General features: G+C 61.6%; 14 protein-coding genes. 5 read left to right on the top strand and 9 right to left on the bottom strand.

The window, feature by feature from the left end; all coding sequences use genetic code 11:
* The first annotated feature begins 75 nt into the window (after window positions 1-75).
* A complete protein-coding gene (locus P3T23_RS00465) occupies window positions 76-1,512 on the top strand; it encodes an APC family permease (protein WP_429314243.1) in 1,437 nt (478 codons plus the stop codon).
* Entirely contained in the window at window positions 1,513-3,330 is a 1,818-nt protein-coding gene (locus tag P3T23_RS00460; RefSeq protein ID WP_429314242.1) for a bifunctional protein-serine/threonine kinase/phosphatase, read from the top strand.
* An 83-nt stretch (window positions 3,331-3,413) separates the two neighbouring features.
* On the opposite strand, the gene P3T23_RS00455 is transcribed toward P3T23_RS00460, so the two are convergent.
* From P3T23_RS00455 to P3T23_RS00420, 8 genes are all read right to left on the bottom strand, one after another.
* A complete protein-coding gene (locus P3T23_RS00455) occupies window positions 3,414-5,756 on the bottom strand; it encodes a DUF1989 domain-containing protein (RefSeq protein ID WP_429314241.1) in 2,343 nt (780 codons plus the stop codon).
* Window positions 5,757-5,778: 22 nt separating this feature from the next.
* The gene (locus tag P3T23_RS00450; RefSeq protein ID WP_429314240.1) at window positions 5,779-7,146 is read right to left on the bottom strand and encodes a flavin-containing monooxygenase; all 1,368 of its coding nucleotides are present in this window, start codon (window positions 7,144-7,146) and stop codon (window positions 5,779-5,781) included.
* An 86-nt stretch (window positions 7,147-7,232) separates the two neighbouring features.
* Window positions 7,233-8,126 (bottom strand): bifunctional 5,10-methylenetetrahydrofolate dehydrogenase/5,10-methenyltetrahydrofolate cyclohydrolase, encoded by an 894-nt coding sequence (locus P3T23_RS00445; RefSeq protein WP_429314239.1) that lies wholly within the window; start codon window positions 8,124-8,126, stop codon window positions 7,233-7,235.
* Window positions 8,123-8,980: a formyltetrahydrofolate deformylase gene (purU, locus tag P3T23_RS00440; RefSeq protein WP_429314238.1), complete on the bottom strand. Its 858-nt coding sequence runs from the start codon at window positions 8,978-8,980 to the stop codon at window positions 8,123-8,125. Before purU ends, P3T23_RS00445 begins: the two co-directional genes overlap by 4 nt.
* Window positions 8,981-9,043: 63 nt before the next feature.
* The gene (locus P3T23_RS00435; RefSeq protein WP_429314237.1) at window positions 9,044-10,174 is read right to left on the bottom strand and encodes an aminomethyltransferase family protein; all 1,131 of its coding nucleotides are present in this window, start codon (window positions 10,172-10,174) and stop codon (window positions 9,044-9,046) included.
* 51 nt (window positions 10,175-10,225) lie between these two features.
* Window positions 10,226-11,242 (bottom strand): heme-dependent oxidative N-demethylase family protein, encoded by a 1,017-nt coding sequence (locus tag P3T23_RS00430; RefSeq protein WP_429314236.1) that lies wholly within the window; start codon window positions 11,240-11,242, stop codon window positions 10,226-10,228.
* 11 nt (window positions 11,243-11,253) lie between these two features.
* Window positions 11,254-12,189 carry a PDR/VanB family oxidoreductase gene (locus P3T23_RS00425; protein ID WP_429314235.1) on the bottom strand — a complete coding sequence of 312 codons (936 nt, stop codon included), beginning with the start codon at window positions 12,187-12,189 and terminating at the stop codon, window positions 11,254-11,256.
* Window positions 12,186-12,755: a dimethylamine monooxygenase subunit DmmA family protein gene (locus P3T23_RS00420; protein ID WP_429314234.1), complete on the bottom strand. Its 570-nt coding sequence runs from the start codon at window positions 12,753-12,755 to the stop codon at window positions 12,186-12,188. The genes P3T23_RS00425 and P3T23_RS00420 overlap by 4 nt, the downstream gene beginning before the upstream one ends.
* Before the next feature lie 287 nt (window positions 12,756-13,042).
* Between P3T23_RS00420 and P3T23_RS00415 the strand changes: the two genes are divergently transcribed.
* The 3 genes from P3T23_RS00415 to P3T23_RS00405 are packed head-to-tail and all read left to right on the top strand — an operon-like array spanning window position 13,043 to window position 15,566.
* A complete protein-coding gene (locus P3T23_RS00415; RefSeq protein ID WP_429314233.1) occupies window positions 13,043-14,191 on the top strand; it encodes a sensor histidine kinase in 1,149 nt (382 codons plus the stop codon).
* Window positions 14,163-14,810, top strand: a complete 648-nt coding sequence (locus P3T23_RS00410; protein ID WP_429255951.1) for a response regulator — start codon at window positions 14,163-14,165, stop codon at window positions 14,808-14,810. The genes P3T23_RS00415 and P3T23_RS00410 overlap by 29 nt, the downstream gene beginning before the upstream one ends.
* 15 nt (window positions 14,811-14,825) lie before the next feature.
* Window positions 14,826-15,566 carry a PAS domain-containing protein gene (locus tag P3T23_RS00405; protein ID WP_429314232.1) on the top strand — a complete coding sequence of 247 codons (741 nt, stop codon included), beginning with the start codon at window positions 14,826-14,828 and terminating at the stop codon, window positions 15,564-15,566.
* A gap of 65 nt (window positions 15,567-15,631) precedes the next feature.
* On the opposite strand, the gene P3T23_RS00400 is transcribed toward P3T23_RS00405, so the two are convergent.
* The gene (locus P3T23_RS00400; RefSeq protein WP_429314231.1) at window positions 15,632-17,320 is read right to left on the bottom strand and encodes an APC family permease; all 1,689 of its coding nucleotides are present in this window, start codon (window positions 17,318-17,320) and stop codon (window positions 15,632-15,634) included.
* Window positions 17,321-17,329 lie beyond the last annotated feature (9 nt).

The raw sequence follows: 17,329 nt of genomic DNA, 5'->3' as shown, positions 1-17,329 counted from the left end.
GTTGTTTCGAGATTTTTGACTGTGGAAGAGTTGAGTGCATTCAACCTTGACTCACCAATCTATCAGGAGCCCAACATGAGCACTCCGCAAAGCACCACGCAAGCAGCACCGGCATCATCCGGCGGCCTGCGTGCCGGTACGTTAGGTTTTCCCGAGGTCATCGGCCAATCCATCGCGAACCTTTCGCCTACCTTCACGCCGTCGATCAACGTGACCGCGATCGCGGCGCTGGCCGGCGCGGGGACATGGTTGATTTATGGTCTTTCGACGCTCGGGCTGCTGCTGGTGAGCATGAGCATCATCGCGCTCTCGAGCCGGATCGCGTCGGCTGGTTCGTTCTTTATCTATATCTCGCGCGCGCTTGGGCCGATGGCGGGTGGCATTGCCGGCTGGGGCCTGATCGCGGCTTACGTGGGCACTGCAATGGGGGTTGGCGCCGCAGGCGTAGTGTTCGTGCAGAACGCTTTTTCGGCCTGGGGTATCAATATCCCGTCGTGGGCGGTCTACACGATCTTTGTCGGCCTGGCCTGGTTCTTCTCGGCACGTGACGTGAAGCTCTCCTCGCGCCTGTCGCTGGCAATCGAAGCCGCTTCGGTGGTGATCGTGGGCGGTGTGCTGATCTATGTGCTCGCACTGCATCCGGACCATATCATCGACCATACGCAACTGGGGCTGCAGGGCGTGAGCGGTAAGGGCATGGCACAGGGCATGGTGCTCGGCATTTTCTCGTACGTGGGTTTCGAGAGCGCGGCGTCGCTCGGCCAGGAAACCAGGAACCCTCTGCGCGTCATTCCGCGTGCGGTGGTCTGGTGCGTGATCCTGTCGGGCCTGTTCTTCATGTTTGTGGCCTATTCGATGACGATCGCCTACCACGACGACGCAGCCAAGCTCGGCGGCGATTCGGCCGTGCTCAGCACCTTGCTCACGAGCGTCGGCGCCTCGCCGCTCGGTCCGGTGTTTTATCTGATCGCCTCGGTCAGCGCGTTCTCGTGCGTGCTTGCGTGCATCAACTCGTCCAGCCGCCTGCTGTATTCGATGGGCCGCTATCAGTTCGTGCACCGCTCGATGGGCATGGTGCACCGCACGCACCAGACACCATACCTCGCCGTTGCGTTTTCCTCCATCGTGACCTTCGTGGTGTGCATCGCGATGCTCGGCACGGGGCCGCTCAACACCTTCGGCTATACCAGTACGTTTGCGACCTTTGGCTTCCTGGTCGTGTATTTCCTGGTCGCAATCGCGGCACCGGTTTATCTGAAGAAGCAGGGCGAGCTCAAGACGAGCAACGTCGTGTGGGGCGTGCTCGGCGCACTGGCGATGGTCGGCGCGGTGATCGGCAGCGTGTATCCGGTGCCCGATTATCCGTATAACATCCTGCCCTATCTGTTCGTTGCGTATATGCTGGTTGGCGCAATCTGGTTGATGATGCTCAAGAAGCGCTCGCCGCAGGTGCTCGAGAAGATCGAGCACGATCTGGAAACAAGCGACGTGATGACCCACGGCAAAAAGTAAATGAGTGAACCCTTCTCCCGGGATAGCTTGCCCGCACCGAACTCGGGCCGGATGCCAGACGATCCAGAGGGAAGGCCCGCTAGCGGTCGCGGAATGGGCGGCCAGGAAATCGATCTGCAGTTGCGGCCGGAGCGCGGCGAGTGCGCCGCTCTCGAGATCGGTTGTGTTTCTTTCCCTGCCCGCGCCCGCGGGCAGGATCACATCAACGAAGACTACGTCGGCGTGATGCTCGGCGATCTGGCGGCGCGCGCCGCGCGTGGCAGCGTGATTGCCCTGGCCGATGGCGTGAGCGGCAGCAAGGGCGGGCGGGTCGCGGCCGAACTCTCGGTGCGGACCTTTATCGATGCCTATTACGGGCTCGCCGACACCTTGCAGCCCGGCGTGGCCGCTGCGCGCGCGCTCGACGCAATCCACGGCTGGCTGCATCAGATCGGCCGCGTCGACCCCGCACTGAAGCAGATGGCCGCGTCCTTTGCGGCGCTGATCGTGCGCCGCGCTACCGCGTATCTGGTAGCGGCTGGCGATGTGCGGCTCTATCTGCTGCGCGATGGCCAACTGATCCAGATCGGTGACGACGACGTGGTGCCGGTCGCCTTCGGTTCTTATGTGGCGCATGCGGTCGGCATGCTTCCGACGCTGGTGACGCGCATCGAAACCCTTGAGCTGCGCGAGGGCGACCGCCTGCTGCTGTGCTCCGACGGACTCTATCGCCGCGTGCCGATGCGCGAACTGCAGACGGTGCTGGCGGCGCGCGGCGGTGCGCTCGAAACTGCGCGCCGGCTCGGCGCGCTGGCGGTCACCCGCGGCTCGCAGGACGACGTGACGAGCGCGGTGCTCGATGTGGGCGCCCTGCCTTTGCTCGATGTCGGTTACCTTGAGCGGGTGGTCGGCGCCCTGCCGATTCTGGCGGTGCCTGATGCCGGCGATGTGGTCGATGGATATCTGCTCAAGAGCGTGTTGAGCGATGGCTTCTATTCGCGGATTTTCACCGGCTACGATCTAACGGAGCCGAACACGCCGCTGGCGCTCAAGTTTCCCAAGCCGCGTGTCGAGCAGGACGAGAACGTGCGGCAGTCGATCGTGCGCGAGCGCTGGCTGGCAGGCAAGATCGGCGACGATGGCGTGCTCGCGCCGATGCCGGTCGACGCCGACCGGCAAACCCGGCTCTATGTGGTGATGCCGCTCGGCGCAGGCGTCACGCTCGAAAAACTGCTGGCGGCGCCTCAGCCCATGGCGCTGCCGCGTGCGCTCGAGATCGCGCGGCAGCTAGGCCATTCGATCGACGTGCTGAATCGCCGCAATATCTTCCATCGCGATATCAAACCCGAAAACGTGCTGGTGATGCGGGGCGATAGCACGCGCCTGCTCGATCTCGGTTTCGGTTATATGCCGGGCATGCAGTTGCCGGGTCCCGACGCCGCACCGGGCTCGCCCGCTTATATGGCGCCTGAGTTGATGAAGGGCGCACAGGGCGACGCGCGCTCCGAGGTGTTCGCGTATGGCGTGACCCTGTACCGGCTGTTCAGCGGCGGCAAGCTGCCCTACGGCTTCAATGGCCGCGTGCCGCTCTATCAGTACCGGCCGGACGCGCCGCAATGGCTTGACCTGGTGCTGGAGAAAGCGCTGCAGCCCGATCCGGCGCGCAGGTATCAGGACGTGCTCGAAGTCTGCGCTGATCTCGAACGTTTTTCGAGCGGTCGAGACGCGATGGCGCCGATTCGGCGCAAGCCCTTGCTCGAGAGCGATCCGGTGCTGTTCTGGCAGGTGGTCGTGGTGCTGTTGCTGGCGCTGCTGTTGTGGTCCTTGATCCGGCATTGAGCGGGGTTGGTGGCGCAGCCCCGCTGCGCTACCTGGCGCAAGCCGCGCGCCATTGCCCGCGCCGGGGCCCGTGCTGCAGCCGTTCAGGCGCGGACACGGCTCTTGTCCGGATCGTAGAAGATCGGCGCCACGACCTGGGCGTCGATGCGTTTCTGATGCCCGTCGATCTTGCCGACCTGTACGCGTGTTCCCGGTTCGGCATGGGTGATATCGATACGGCACAGCGCAATGATCCTGCCGAGGATCGGAGAACGCACGCTGCTGGTGACCACGCCGATCTGCGCGCGCCCATCGTGCACGCAATCTCCATGATGCGCGGGTTCGTTGCCGTCGAGTTCGAGTCCGACCAACTTGTGCCGCGGATGCGCGCTGCGGGCAAGCAACGCTTCGCGGCCGATGAAGTCGTCGGCTTTGCTCTTCAGCGGCACCGAGAAGCCGATGCCTGCTTCGAACGGATCGGTTTCGTCGGTGAACTCGTAGCCGGCGAAGATCAGGCCGGCTTCGACGCGCAGCATATCGAGCGCGTTCAGTCCGAGCGGAACCATTCCTCGCGGTTGCCCAGCCGACCACAGGCGGTCCCACACGCGTTCGGCATGCTGCGGATGACACCAGACTTCATAGCCGAGTTCGCCGGTGTAGCCGGTGCGCGAGACCATGATCGGACAGCCTTCGTAGTCGTCGAGCCGGCCGACCAGAAAGCGGAACCAGCCGAGGTTATCGAGTGCCGGCTGGGTGGGCGGCGTCCACACGATCTGCGTCAACAACTCGCGACTCAGCGGTCCCTGAATCGACAGATTGTGAATCTGGTCCGAGGCCGATTTGATCCACACTTTCATGCCGAGCGCCGCCGCCTGCTCGCGCAGCCAGACACCGGCGTAGTCTTCGCCGCAAATCCAGCGGAAATTGTCCGGGCCGAGGCGCAACAGCGTGCCGTCGTCGAGCATGCCGCCGTGCGGATAGCACATCGCCGAATACACGACCTGGCCGACCGCGAGCCGCCGGACGTCGCGCGTCAGACAGTATTGCAACAGGGCTTCCGCGTCGGGACCGATGATCTCGAACTTGCGAAGCGCGGACATATCCATCATGGCGACGCGCTCCCGGCAGCCGAAGTATTCTTCGACGGTACCGAAGCCCTCGTAGTGCGTGGGCAGCCACCAGCCGCGATAGTCGGTGAAATGGCGGGTGAGCGCGGACGTCTTTGCATGAAAGCCTGACTCGCGGGTCAGTACCGGTTCGGCATCGGGCGTGGTTCGGGTAGCCATGGCAATGGAGAAGCGTTCCTTGTTCGGATAGACGCGGATCTGGATATCGGTCGGATTCCAGCCGTTCGCGGGATCGATGTCGTCGGGACAGGACGAACTCACGCACACGAGGTCGGTCAGCGCGCGCATCAGCACGTAGTCGCCTGGACGCGACCACGGTTCATCGAGCGTCATCTGCTGATGTGCGTTGATGCGGGTATTGAAGAAGAAATTGATCGCGGGCCAGCCGGGGCGCGGCGCCACGTTAAAAGCGGCGAGGGCGCGGCTCATGTTGTCGCTGCAGTTGCTATGGCCGAAGTAGCCCTGGCTTTCGTAATAGCGCGCCGCGCACGCCAGTGCAAATGAGTCGTGACGGCCCACCGTGTCGCGTACGACTTCGAGCATGGGCTGCATGTTTCGATTGAAGAACTTCGAGAACAGGCCGGGAGCGGGATACGCATTGCCATTCAGCGTTCTCGTCACGGTCTGGTCGAGGTCGAGTTCTTTGTTTCTGTCCAGCGCGGCGAGATCGAAGGCGACGAAATCCGAACATTGGCGACCTGCGACGTCCAGTACCTGGATGTATTCTCCCGCGCGCACCGTGTACGCGGTGGCGGTGCCGGGCTGGATCGTGAAGTCGTTCAGCGTGTCCGCCAATGGTGCTGGAAGCGGCGGCGCGGCAAGCAGCGCGGGATTCGCGCGATCGATCGTGAGAAGCAAGCCAGTGGGCGGGTTCTGCGAATCGATCGCCCTTGCGGCACCCGGCGCGGCGACGATGACGAGCAGTGCTTCGGAGGCAATGAGTTCTCGCGTAAAGCCCGCCGGTGTGTCGCCGTTCCAGATAGTCGCCGCGGACTGCAATGCGCTCGCATCGACGCCACGCTTGAGCAGACCGGTCAGCACATGCGAGGCCGCGCTGTTATGCAACAGACTCGCAATGAACGAAGCGCCCGCCGACGCTTGTAGCTCGAGCGCGGCCAGCGCCGCTTCGCCATGTGCATCGAAAGCCATGAGTTCGCAGGGCTGCAGGCCTTCGATATCCATGATCTGCAAAGTATCGCCGGGCGTGAGCGCGACGACCGTGAGGCCGCCGCCCGCCACGCGATATCGTTCGCATCCGGCCGCGCGAGCAAACAGCGCCGGCTCAGCGGGACGCGAGCTTATGGGGGTGCGTATCAGCATGTTCTTCCCTGGCTCGCGCCGGTTAGCCGGCGGTTTTCAACGCCGGAACGGGTTCGCCAAGATACGCGTCCATCGAGTCATCGAGTGCCGACAGCCACGGCGTGTGATGAGGCGGGGATTGCGTGCCGGTCATCAGCGAGCGATAGGACTTGTTGCGGTAGCCCATGATGTCGTCATGCTTGTCGTGTTTCCATTCGAGGAAGGTTTGGTTCACCCCTTCGATGTCGAAACTCGGGTAGTCGGTCGCATCGAGCAGCTCCTGGATGTAGCTACCCTGAAACTCGAACATTTCCTGATTGGTGACGAGCTTTTCTTCTTTCGCGCGCCATGCGAGGCTGTGTGCGGTCATTTCCGCTTTCGGCGGCAGCGTGATGCGTCCGAGGATCACATCGCGCGCATACCAGGCTTGAGCGTCGAACATGTTGAACGAATACCAGAGGTCCTGCATGCCGAGGTAGATCAGGCCTGGATTGTCTTCCCAGAAAATGCCTTTATAGAGGTTCAAAGGCCACAGGCGATTACCGGTCTTCAGGCGTAGTTCGTCGGGCAGGAACGGAAAGTGATGCTGATATCCTGTGCAGAGGATGATCGCGTCGATGCGCTTGTGTGTGTCGTCGGCGAAGTAAGCGATATTGCCGCGCACGCGCTGCAATATCGGTTTCTCTTCCCAGTTTTCGGGCCAGTGATAGCCCATCGGCGCCGTGCGATAGCAACTCGTGATGCTCTTCGCACCGTACTTGTAGCACTGGGAGCCGATGTCTTCCGCCGAATAGCTGCTGCCGACCAGCAACACATCCTTGTCCTTGAACTCCAGCGCGTCGCGGAAATCGTGTGCATGCAGGATGCGGCCGCCAAAACTCTCGAAGCCGGGGAAGGTTGGCGCATTCGGTGTCGAGAAGTGGCCGCACGCGTTGACGACATAATCGAACTCTTCCGACGCCGTCGTGCCGGCGGAAAAGTCTTGCGCAGTGACGGTGAATTTTCTGGTTGCGGCGTCGAAGCTCACCTGACGGACCGTCGTATTGAAGCGGATATAAGGCCGTACGCCGGCTTTCTCCACGCGTCCGCGAATATAGTCCCACAGCACCTCGCGCGGCGGATACGAGGCGATCGGTTTGCCGAAATGCTCCTCGAATGTGTAGTCCGCGAACTCCAGACATTCCTTTGGCCCGTTGGACCACAGGTAGCGATACATGCTGCCGTGCACCGGCTCGCCATTCTCGTCGGTGCCGGTGCGCCACGTGTAATTCCACATGCCGCCCCAGTCCTTCTGCTTCTCGAAGCAGACGATATCGGGAATGTCTGCACCTTTTTCTCTCGCGGACTGGAAAGCGCGCAATTGCGCCATCCCGGAAGGGCCCGCACCTATGATTGCGACGCGCTTTTTCATGGTTTTTCACTCACTGGATATCTCGTACGACAACACAGGATCTCCCGCTGGAAAGCGATGCTGATACGCCAGCCAGGAACACGGATTCACCGATACGCGGCAGCGTCAGCGGCCTGTTGCCGCGACTGGCGCCTTGCAGCCAGAACGGTGTTCTTCATCAGAAAGCCGATCGTCATCGGACCCACACCGCCGGGAACGGGCGTAATGGCGCCGGCCACACGTGAGACGCTCTCGAACTCCGTATCGCCGACGAGGCGCGTTTTATCGCCGATTTCGATGCGGTTGATGCCGACGTCGATGACCGTCGCGCCCGGTTTGATCCAGCTTGCGTCGACCATCTGCGCTCGTCCGACAGCGGCGACGACGATATCGGCTTGACGGCACAACTCGCGAGCGCCGATGCTGCGCGAGTGGAGCACGGTCACCGAACAGTTCGCCTGCAGCAGCAGCGAAGCCATCGGTTTGCCGACGATGTTCGAGCGGCCGATCACCACCGCATGCTTGCCGGACAGATCGCCAAGCGTCTGTTTCAGCAGGAACAGGCAGCCGCTCGGCGTGCATGGCGTCAATGCCGGCTCACCGAGCACCAGCCGGCCGACGTTCTCGCGATGAAAGCCGTCCACGTCCTTTTCCGGGTCGATCGCATCGATCACCGCGCCCTCGTCGATCTGCGCGGGCAAGGGCATCTGCACGAGAATGCCGTTCACGCCGATATCGGCGTTCAGCGTGCCGATCAGCGACAGCAGTGCGTCCTGCCCGGTATCGGCAGGTAGCCGGTGTTCGATCGAACGGATGCCGACTTCGTTTGCACGCAGCACCTTGTTGCGCACATAGATATGGCTCGCAGGATCGTCGCCCACCAGCACGACAGCGAGCGTCGCCATCACGCCAGAAGCCTGAAGCTGTGCCACGTCCTGCCTGACCGTCTCGAGCAGTCCCGCAGCGGCGGCTTTGCCGTCAATGAGTTGAGCCTGAGTCATCGGAAGATCACGGTGCGGTCGCGATTGAGGAAGACGCGATGTTCGGTATGGAATTTCACCGCACGCGACAGCGCCACCGTTTCCGTATCGCGCCCGATCGCTACGAGGCCGTCAGGTTGCAGGACGTGATCGACACGCTGCACTTCCTGTTCGATGATCGGTCCTTCGTCGAGATCTGACGTGACGTAGTGCGCTGTGGCGCCGATCAGCTTGACACCGCGTTCGAATGCCTGGTGATACGGCTTCGCGCCTTTGAATCCCGGCAGAAACGAGTGGTGGATATTGATGGCCCGGCCGGCGAGCTGCTTGCAGAGGTTGTTGGAGAGAATCTGCATGTAGCGCGCGAGCACCACGAGTTCCGTCTCCGTCTCGGCGACGATCTTCAGCAGTTCGGCTTCCTGCTGGTCCTTGGTTTCCGGTGTCACCGGCAGATAGATGAAACGGATGCCTTCGCGCTCCGCCATCGGCCGCAGGTCCAGATGGTTGGAGACGATGGCGGTGATCTGCATGTGCAGCTGGCCTTTGTGATGCCGGTACAGCAGGTCGGCGAGACAATGGTCGAACCTGCTGACCATCAGCAGCACCTTCATCGGTTGCGCGGCGCTGTAGAGCTTCCATTGCATCGCGAAGTCGTTTGCGATGCTGCCGAAGTCGGTGCGTAGCTTGTCGATGCTGCCGGTCTTCGCTTCGTTGAAGCGGAACACCGCACGCATGAAGAATGTGCCGTTGGATTCGTCGTCGAATTGCGCCAGCTCGCTGATATAGCAGCCCGATTGCGCGAGATAGGACGAGACGGCCGCGACGATGCCGGAGGTGGCCGGGCAACTGATCGTCAGTATGTAATTCGGGGTCACTGCGACACTCCTGAAAATACGTGAGAGACGGCGTGAGAGATGTAGCGGGAGACCCGCAAAGGATTAGCCGATCGCGGTGCGTTTCTTCTTTTCCGGATCGTCGAACGGCAGTTCGGCGGCGCTTGCACGGGCCTTGATGCTGCCGCGCACTTCGAGCGGCGCGCCGGGGCGTGCGTAGTCCACATCGAGGCGTGCGATAGCCATCGAGGTGCCGGTCAGCCGTGAGTACATGCCGCATGTGACGACGCCGACCTGCTTGCCGTCGTTCCACAATGCGTCGCGGCCGTTGGCCGCTTCGGTGGAGTCCACCAGCACGCCGAAGATCTTGAAACGCTCCTTGCCTTGCAGACGGAAGTGTTCGCCCGCGCCACAGAACTCGGTTTTTCCCGGCGATACGGTGAAGTCGAGCCCGAGTTCCCACAGCGTGTCGCCCGCCTTTTCGTTCACGAACGGGTACATCTCGGAGTTGTCGTAGGGGAAGAACAGCAGATAGCTTTCGACGCGTAACCAGTCGAGCGCCGTGAACGCGCACGGGATGATGCCGAACGCCGCACCTTTGTCGAGGACGGTGTCCCAGATGAAGGGTGCATCCGCGGCCTTGCAGAAGATTTCGTAGCCGCGCTCGCCGGTGTAGCCGGTGCGCGAGATCATCACCGGCTTGCCGAAAAGCCGCGTTTGCAGGTGATGGAAATAAGGCAGATCGCGAATGCCCGGCACATGTTCCGCGAGGAAGTCCACGGCGGCGGGACCCTGTAAAGACAGATCATGCAGGTCGTCGTCGAACAGCACGGCGACCTGGCGGCCATGCGCGGAGCGCACGAGGCGTTCATAACCGGTTCCGGAGCCATGCACGACCATAAACGCATTTGGCCCGGTCCGGTAGACGATGCAGTCGTCGATAAACTTGCCGTCTTCATTCAGCATCGCCGCATACACTGACTTGCCGGGGTAGAGCTTGCTGATGTCGCGCGTGGTTGTCCAGTTGAGCAGACTTTCCGCGTGTGGGCCGACGTAGTGGACCTTCTTCAGGCCGGATACATCCATCAAGCCAGCCTTGGTTCGAATCGCCTCGTGCTGATCGGCGAGGTCGCCGGAGTATGTCCATGCGGTGCCCATTCCGTTCCAGTCTTCGAGGTTTGAGCCCAATGCGCGATGACGGTCCGCGAGCGCGGAAATACGCCATGAATTAGCCATGTTTGCTACTCCAGAGGTCAGGATGTGTTTGGGTACGAAATCGGCAAGGCATCAGATGCCGTTGTCGAACTGGCTCAACCAGTCGACCAGGGTTTTCCGGTAACGCGTCATGCCCTTGTAGTCGGCAATTGGCTCAGGCAGGTCACGCAGCACCCGGTGAAGACGGCGCGCCCACGCGGGATGGGTCACGAGCTCGGCCATGCTGGCGAGATACGTGCGGATGCTGAACATCAGCGCGTTGCTCTGTGGCAGCCGCGCCATGAACTGCAGTTCGACGCGCAGATGCACGCATTGCGCGACGTTCTCCGGCGTGACCTGGCCGCGCTCCGCGCCCCACAGGTGGTAGTTTTCGGGTGCGGTATCGAGGCGCGGGTTGATCGTGAGTGTCCAGTTCAGACGCCGTACCGGACGGTCTACCTGGATATGCAGCAGATACCTCAGCGCGCGATCGAAAATGCCCATGTCGTGCGCCATCGGCACCGGCGAATGCCATTGCTTGAAACTCATTCCCGCATCGAATGCGAGCGACCAGTCGGCAGGGCCGGTGATGACACCGGCATCCATGAAGAGGTCGCCGTCGCGCTGATCGAGCAGCGCGATATCGCCTTGCGTCTGCCGCATGATGTATTCGAGTGGCTCGCACGGCAGCGTCTCGGCATCGCCGAAACGAAACGCCTGCTCGATGCCGAGCGCTCGATTGCGCCACAACCACTGGTCGCCGGCGCGGGTTAGCGAAAACAGTTCGGGATAGTCCTGGGCGAGATGCTCCATGATCATTTCCAGCGCGTCCCACGACGCTTTCTGCATGTGCGGCATTACCATGCAGCGGCGCGAGTCTCTCTGCAGCACGATCGCGCGTTCAGCGACTTCGGAGCGATAGTGCTCGTCGATATCGAACCAGTGCTCGAAGACCGAGCCTGGATCGCGTGACGTGGCCGGCTCGATATTCACCGAATACATGTAGGCGTCTTCGGGAAACGGGAAGGGGAAGCGGGCGATGGCGGCTTCGCCGTTGCGAAACGAAAACGCTTCACGATAGCTTTCGGCGGGCTTCAGAATGACGCTCATGGAGGCGTTCCTCAAAGATCCAGGAAAAGGGAGGTGCTGTGGGCACGCGAGACACACGGCATCAGGTGCGTGGCGCGCTCGGATTCGTGAAGGAACAGATCGCGGTGGTCGACTTCTCCGGCAACGTGACGGGTCGAACACCGACCGCAGACACCGCCGCGGCACAGGTTCGGGATGTCGAGTCCGCTCGCTTCGAGCGCTTCAAGCAGGCTCTGGTCTGCCGCCACGTCCAGCCTCGAGCCACTGCGCATGAGTGTCACGACGAACGGCGTGCCGGGCCGCGGCGCAGCAAAAGCTTCCCAGTGCACGCGGCCGTCCGGCCAGCCGAGGGCACGGGCCGTGTCTTGCACTGAATCCAGAAGGGCTTGCGGACCGCACACATAAACATGCGTACCCAACGGGCGACCACGCAGCACCCGTTCGATATCGAGGCGCGCGCACTCGCTGTCGTATCCATGGAAGCGGCTGCCCAGGCGTTCGCTCAACTCGGCGCGATACGCGTCAGTGAGCCCTTGCCGGTAGGCGTAGTGCAGTTCGAAATCGGCGGCATCACGCTCCAGCGCGGCGACATGCGCGACAAACGGCGTGATGCCGATGCCCCCCGCGATCAGGATGTGAGCGCGAGCGCCTGAATGCAGAGCAAACAGATTGGCCGGCGGCGTGATTTTCAGTGCCGAACCTTCACGGAGCCGCTCATGCATGAACACCGAGCCGCCGCGCGAATCGTCCTGTTTGCGCACGGCAATGCGATAGCTGGATGCGCTCGCCGGATCGCCAAGCAACGAATAGGCGTTGCGCAATGGGCGCTCATGCAGCGGCAACTGCACCTGGATATGGCTGCCCGAGGAAAACTTCGGCAGCCGGCCGTGCACGGCGACCAGGGTGAACTCGCGTACCACCGGCGTCAGCAGCCGCGTTGCTTCGACTCGAACCTCGATCGTGTTCATGCGTGGCGCTCCAGGTAAGGACGATCCGGATCGGCGCAGACGCCCAGATAGGCGCCGACGCGCTGCGAGAAATGCTGGCGCACACTCAGGTTGATTCCACAGCCGGCACATTCGACTTCGGGCAGCGCGTCGTACACATGCGATGCGCTGCAGTGGACGCAATAGACGGCGCGTGGTGCGGCATCGAGCTCGGAGGTGATTTCTTCCGCCAGCATGCCCGCCTCGCCGGCGAGGCGGCGGACGCGCCAGATGAACGCTTCGTCGCCGCATACATAGAGCCGCAAGCCGATTGCCGCGCGATCCAGGGTCGCGAGAAGATGGCGCTCGAGCGCGTCGTGTGTCGGGAAGAACGATGCACGGCGAGTTGTTGCTGACGTGTCGCCTTGAACGAGCAGTGTGCTCACGTCAGGCTCGACCGGCAGTGTCGCGATGAAAGCTTCGATCTTCGTGAGTGCGTCGGCTTGAACGACCACAACGTGTTGACGCGCATCCTCACATATCCGGAGCGCCTGATACCGCGGAAGGCTCGGAGGAGAGCCAGGTGTTCTGTCGTGCGTCGATGTCATGTCTTTAGTCGCCGGTTCTGTCGATGCGGGTAAAACACGTGGATCATGTTTCGCTTCAAACGTGTGCATTTGCATCTGAACTAAAACGGGGCGTCTGCTCCATTCGAGTGCGTTGCGAAGCGCTGGTCTGACGGATAAAACACTCGGAAAGCTGCGTTCCCCACGAGCAAAATAGTTTCTTAAAGGGAAACGCCGTTCAATCCTGATAACGAGGTATGTCCAAAGGAGTAGTGCCGAAAACGGCACAGTTCTTGCCTCTAAAGAACTTTTCTCACGGGATGCCCTGCATGGCTTTGAGCCGGACCCTGGTGCGGCGACACGCCTCCTCGCAAGCGGCTGGTGAGGTCGATGGCATCGATCTTTCGCTGCGCTTCCGGGATGCGCTATTGCGGGTCTTCGTCGACATCGCGGGCGGGCAAAGGTCCACGCAGCCGTTGCAGTGTTTTCTTGGCTGGCTCGAAGCGGACATTCCCGGCAGTCGCGCAGCGCTGGTGATCGCGGGCGAAATGTTGCTTACGGGGGCGTCCGAAGGTTCCCTCTCATGCGATGAACATCGCGACTGTGCGCTGAAAGCGTCTCATGCCGGACCGTTGAACCGGTTGTGTTCGGCGTGCTCGCTCGGCGGCCGCACGCGGCTGGTCTCGATGTTTGGGGGCGCAGCGCTTCTGCTCGAACTGACGTCACCCGCGAGTCAGGCGCTGGCGGCCGAAGTCGGCAATGCCGGGCAGGCGCTCGGTGCTGCGATCGGTTTGATCCACGGGAGACGGCAGGACGAAACACCCGCCACCGACGGCGGCACAGGGGCGCTGATCCGCGAACTTCACGATTCAGTTGCGCAGCAGCTTGGCTTCATGTCGTTTCTCGTCAGCCGGGTGCAGCAGCAATCACGCAAGCCAGAGGTCGCGGAGCCGCTGATCGCGGAGTTGCGGACCACGATGACGCGACTGCAGCGCGACGTTCGCCAGTTGATCACCGGTGCGCGCCTGACGCTCGAAGGGCGCTCGTGGCGCCAGGCGCTGGCCGATTCCGTCGATGAATTTTCGCGTCGCTGCAACGTGGTCTTCGAACTGGATAACCGCATGCCAGAAATCGAACTCGCGCCGGATGTCGCACTGCACGCATTGCAGATCGTGCGTGAAGCGTTGTCGAATGTGGTCCGCCACGCGCATGCAAGACATGCGCGGATCGAAGTGATAGACGACCCCGCAGGCGCTTTGTGTGTGACCGTGACTGACGACGGGCTCGGATTGCGGCCTGCATCGGTGGAGGAAAATCACTATGGGCTGGAGATCATGCGCGAGCGGGCGCGTGCGATAGGCGCGCGAGTCGCAATCGAGAATGTGCAGCCGAACGGCACGCGGGTGCGCCTGCTTGTCCCGAATGACGATGCCAGAAGGGAGTCCCTTGATGGGTCCGACGACGTTGCTTCTGATTGACGACCACCCGCTGTTCAGGCGTGGCCTCGCCGAGTACTTCAACTCGACCGGAGAGTTTCAGGTAGTCGGCGAAGCTTCCAGCGGCCGGCAGGGCATTGCGCTCGCGGAGCAGTTAAGGCCCGGCCTGATCCTGATCGATCTTCACATGCCGGGACTCGGTGGATTGCACGTGCTCGATGAATTGGGCCAGCTGGAGATCGAGAGCCGCAAGATCGTGCTGACCGCCTCGCTCGATCGCAACGAGTTATTGACCGCGCTTCGCCTCGGTGCCGACGGCTATATGCTGAAGGAAACCGAGCCCGAAGATCTGCGCTTATACATACGCAACTGCGTGCAGGGCGTGATCGTGCTCGACGATTGTCTGGTCACGCTCCTCGCGAAAGACGACGATGTTCCCGAAGGTGAAAGAGGCGCTCGCCAGGTCGAACTCACCGAGCGTGAAGCGCAGACACTGGCGCTCATTTCGGAGGGCATGAGCAACAAGCAGATCGCCCGGCAGTTGGGCATCAGCGATGGCACCGTTAAGGTCTATGTAAAGAATCTGCTACGCAAGCTGAATTTGCGTTCTCGGCTTGAACTGGCAGCGTGGGTTCACCGCGATGCCCTTACGCGTCAATGATGAAGGCGTAAACGAATGCAAGACAATGCTGTTGTGAGCGAATTCGCCGCAGCCGCGATGAGCCTCGATGCCTATCCGGTCGCGTTGCTTCAAGTGGATAACGAGGGCAGCATTCGCAGCGCGAACGCTGCATGGGCCGAACTGATGGATGCAAGCGCCGTGGGCGTCGAGATGGCCGCATATGTACATCCGGAAGATCGCCTGATCTGGCGCGAGATGCTGGAGCGGCTGCGTAACGAAGCCGGTGTCTGCAGTCGCGAGCGGATACGCTTTGTTCATCCTCACGGTCAGCTTCGCTGGTTGGAGGTGGCATGTCGCCGGCACGAAGACGCCTTCTTTATCTCCGCGTTCGACACCACGGCGCAAAAGCGTCAGGAGACTTCAATCGAAGCCAGGTTGCGTAGTGCGATGGGACTCCTGAACGGCGTACCGGGATTGATCTATCGCGGCCGCAACAATCCATCGTGGTCAATGGAATTCGTCAGCGACGGCTGCGAAGAGTTGACGGGCTATCCAGCCGCCTGGTTTGTCGACAGTCACGAACATAGCTACAGCCAGTTGATCGTGCCGGACGATATCGATTACGTCTGGCGTGGGGTGCAGGAAGCACTGGCGGATCGCAGGCCGTTCGAACTGCGTTATCGCATCCGTGGAGCGAATGGCGATCTGAGAAACGTATGGGAGCGCGGCATCGGTATCTATTCAGCGAGCAGCGAGGTGCTGGGTATCGAAGGTGCGATCTTTGCCGTGCGATGAACTTCGCCCGTGTTGCGCGGAGATTCACGCAGCGCGGGCGGTCGGTCTTCAGCAACCGTGCGCAATCAGGTTGTGATCCAGTGACTCACGAAGACGACTACCACGCCGAGCACTAACGCCGCATACGGCAGGAAGCCCGCGCGCCGTTTGGTGCTGGCGTTCGACAGATCCATGTCGTCCAGCATCGCGTCCGGGAAGCGGCCTTTGTCAGTCACGTAGTGGCGCCAGATGAACACCGGCACGATCAGCGCCGAGAAGACGATGCCCGAAATCAGGGTGCCCTTGCCCCATACATCCGCCCCCAGTCCCATCAGTGCGAGATTGACGAACGACAACACGGCGCCGGCGCCGAGTACCCATTTTGGCGCTTTGAAAGGGCGCTCCCAGGTTGACCGGTCGAGCCGATGGATCCACGCGGCATTGAGATTCAGGAAGTTGAAGATGATGTAGCCGACATTCGACATCGCGAGTACGACGACGTAGTCGGACATCAGCAGCAGCACAAGATTGAATATGAGGTCGGTCCACATCGCGCGGGTCGGTGCGCCGTTGTGGTTGACGTGCGAAAGATATTTGGGCAGCCAGCCGTCGACGGAAGCCTGGTAGAGCGTGCGCGACGAGCCCGCCATCGAGGTCATGATGGCGAGCACGAGCGCGAACACCAGCATTGGCTTCAGAATGAATTCGCCCCAGCTGCCGGCATGCACGATTTTCGCCATCGCTTCGGAAACACCCATGCCGCTGTAGATGCCAGGCGAAAGAATGCCGTCATAGACAGCGGGCTGCGTGATGTTACCAGCGGCATCCTTGACTTCGGGCGAGACGAGTTGACCGAGACCGAGGGCGCCCTGGAACGCGAGTGGGACTAGCGTGAAGAACACGAGGCACAGGAGTCCGGAATAGACAATCGCCTTGACCGTGTCGCGGCGCGGATCCTTGAATTCGCGCGTATAACAGACTGCCGTTTCGAATCCGTAGGTGGACCAGGCCGCGATAAAGAGTCCGCCGGCCATCAGTTCGATACCGCTCAGATTCCACGTGCCGTCTATAACACGGCCGCCGGCGTCTTTTGCCAGCGGATAGAGTGGGAAAAGGTTGTGCATGGGCAGATCGCCCGTCAGCAGCGGATAGACGCCGACCAATAGGAGCGGCAGCAGCGCGGAGATCGCGAGAATCATCTGGAGCCGCGCGGCTTGAAGAATGCCGCGGTGCTGGATCGCGAAGGTTGTCAGCAGAATCGCGGCACCGATCACGAAGGTGGCATTGATCCGTAGACTCAGGCCGCTCGACAGCCAGCCCAGATCAACCAGCGTGATTTGCCAGGTGTTGATCGCGGCGGTCGCCGGGAACAACATGTTCAGCACGTAGCCTGCGCCCAAGCCTGAGCCGATTGCCAACACCGGCGACCACGCGAACCAGTTACACCACACGGAGAGCGGAGCGAGCAGCTTGCTGTAGCGCACCCAGGCGACCGCGCCATACACCGATGCGCCGCCGGACTTGTGCGGAAACAGCCCGGCGATTTCAGCATAGGAAAAGGACTGGATGAAGCCGAAACAGATCGAAATCGCCCAGATGATCCACGACGGCTTGCCGACGGTCGCCGCAATCGAGCCGATCGAGAACAGCACCAACGCCGGTACGCCGCTGGCTACCCAGAATGCGCCTGCCCAGCCGATCTTTCTATGAAGTCCTGTTGCGTCTATTGGCGCGGCAAGATGAAGCTCCTGACCTGCATCGTTTACTGAACTCACGTTCGGCTC

Origin of the sequence: Paraburkholderia sp. GAS448 (genome assembly GCF_050435685.1) — a bacterium.
Taxonomy (GTDB): domain Bacteria; phylum Pseudomonadota; class Gammaproteobacteria; order Burkholderiales; family Burkholderiaceae; genus Paraburkholderia.
This window is presented reverse-complemented; position numbering and strand designations above follow the sequence as displayed.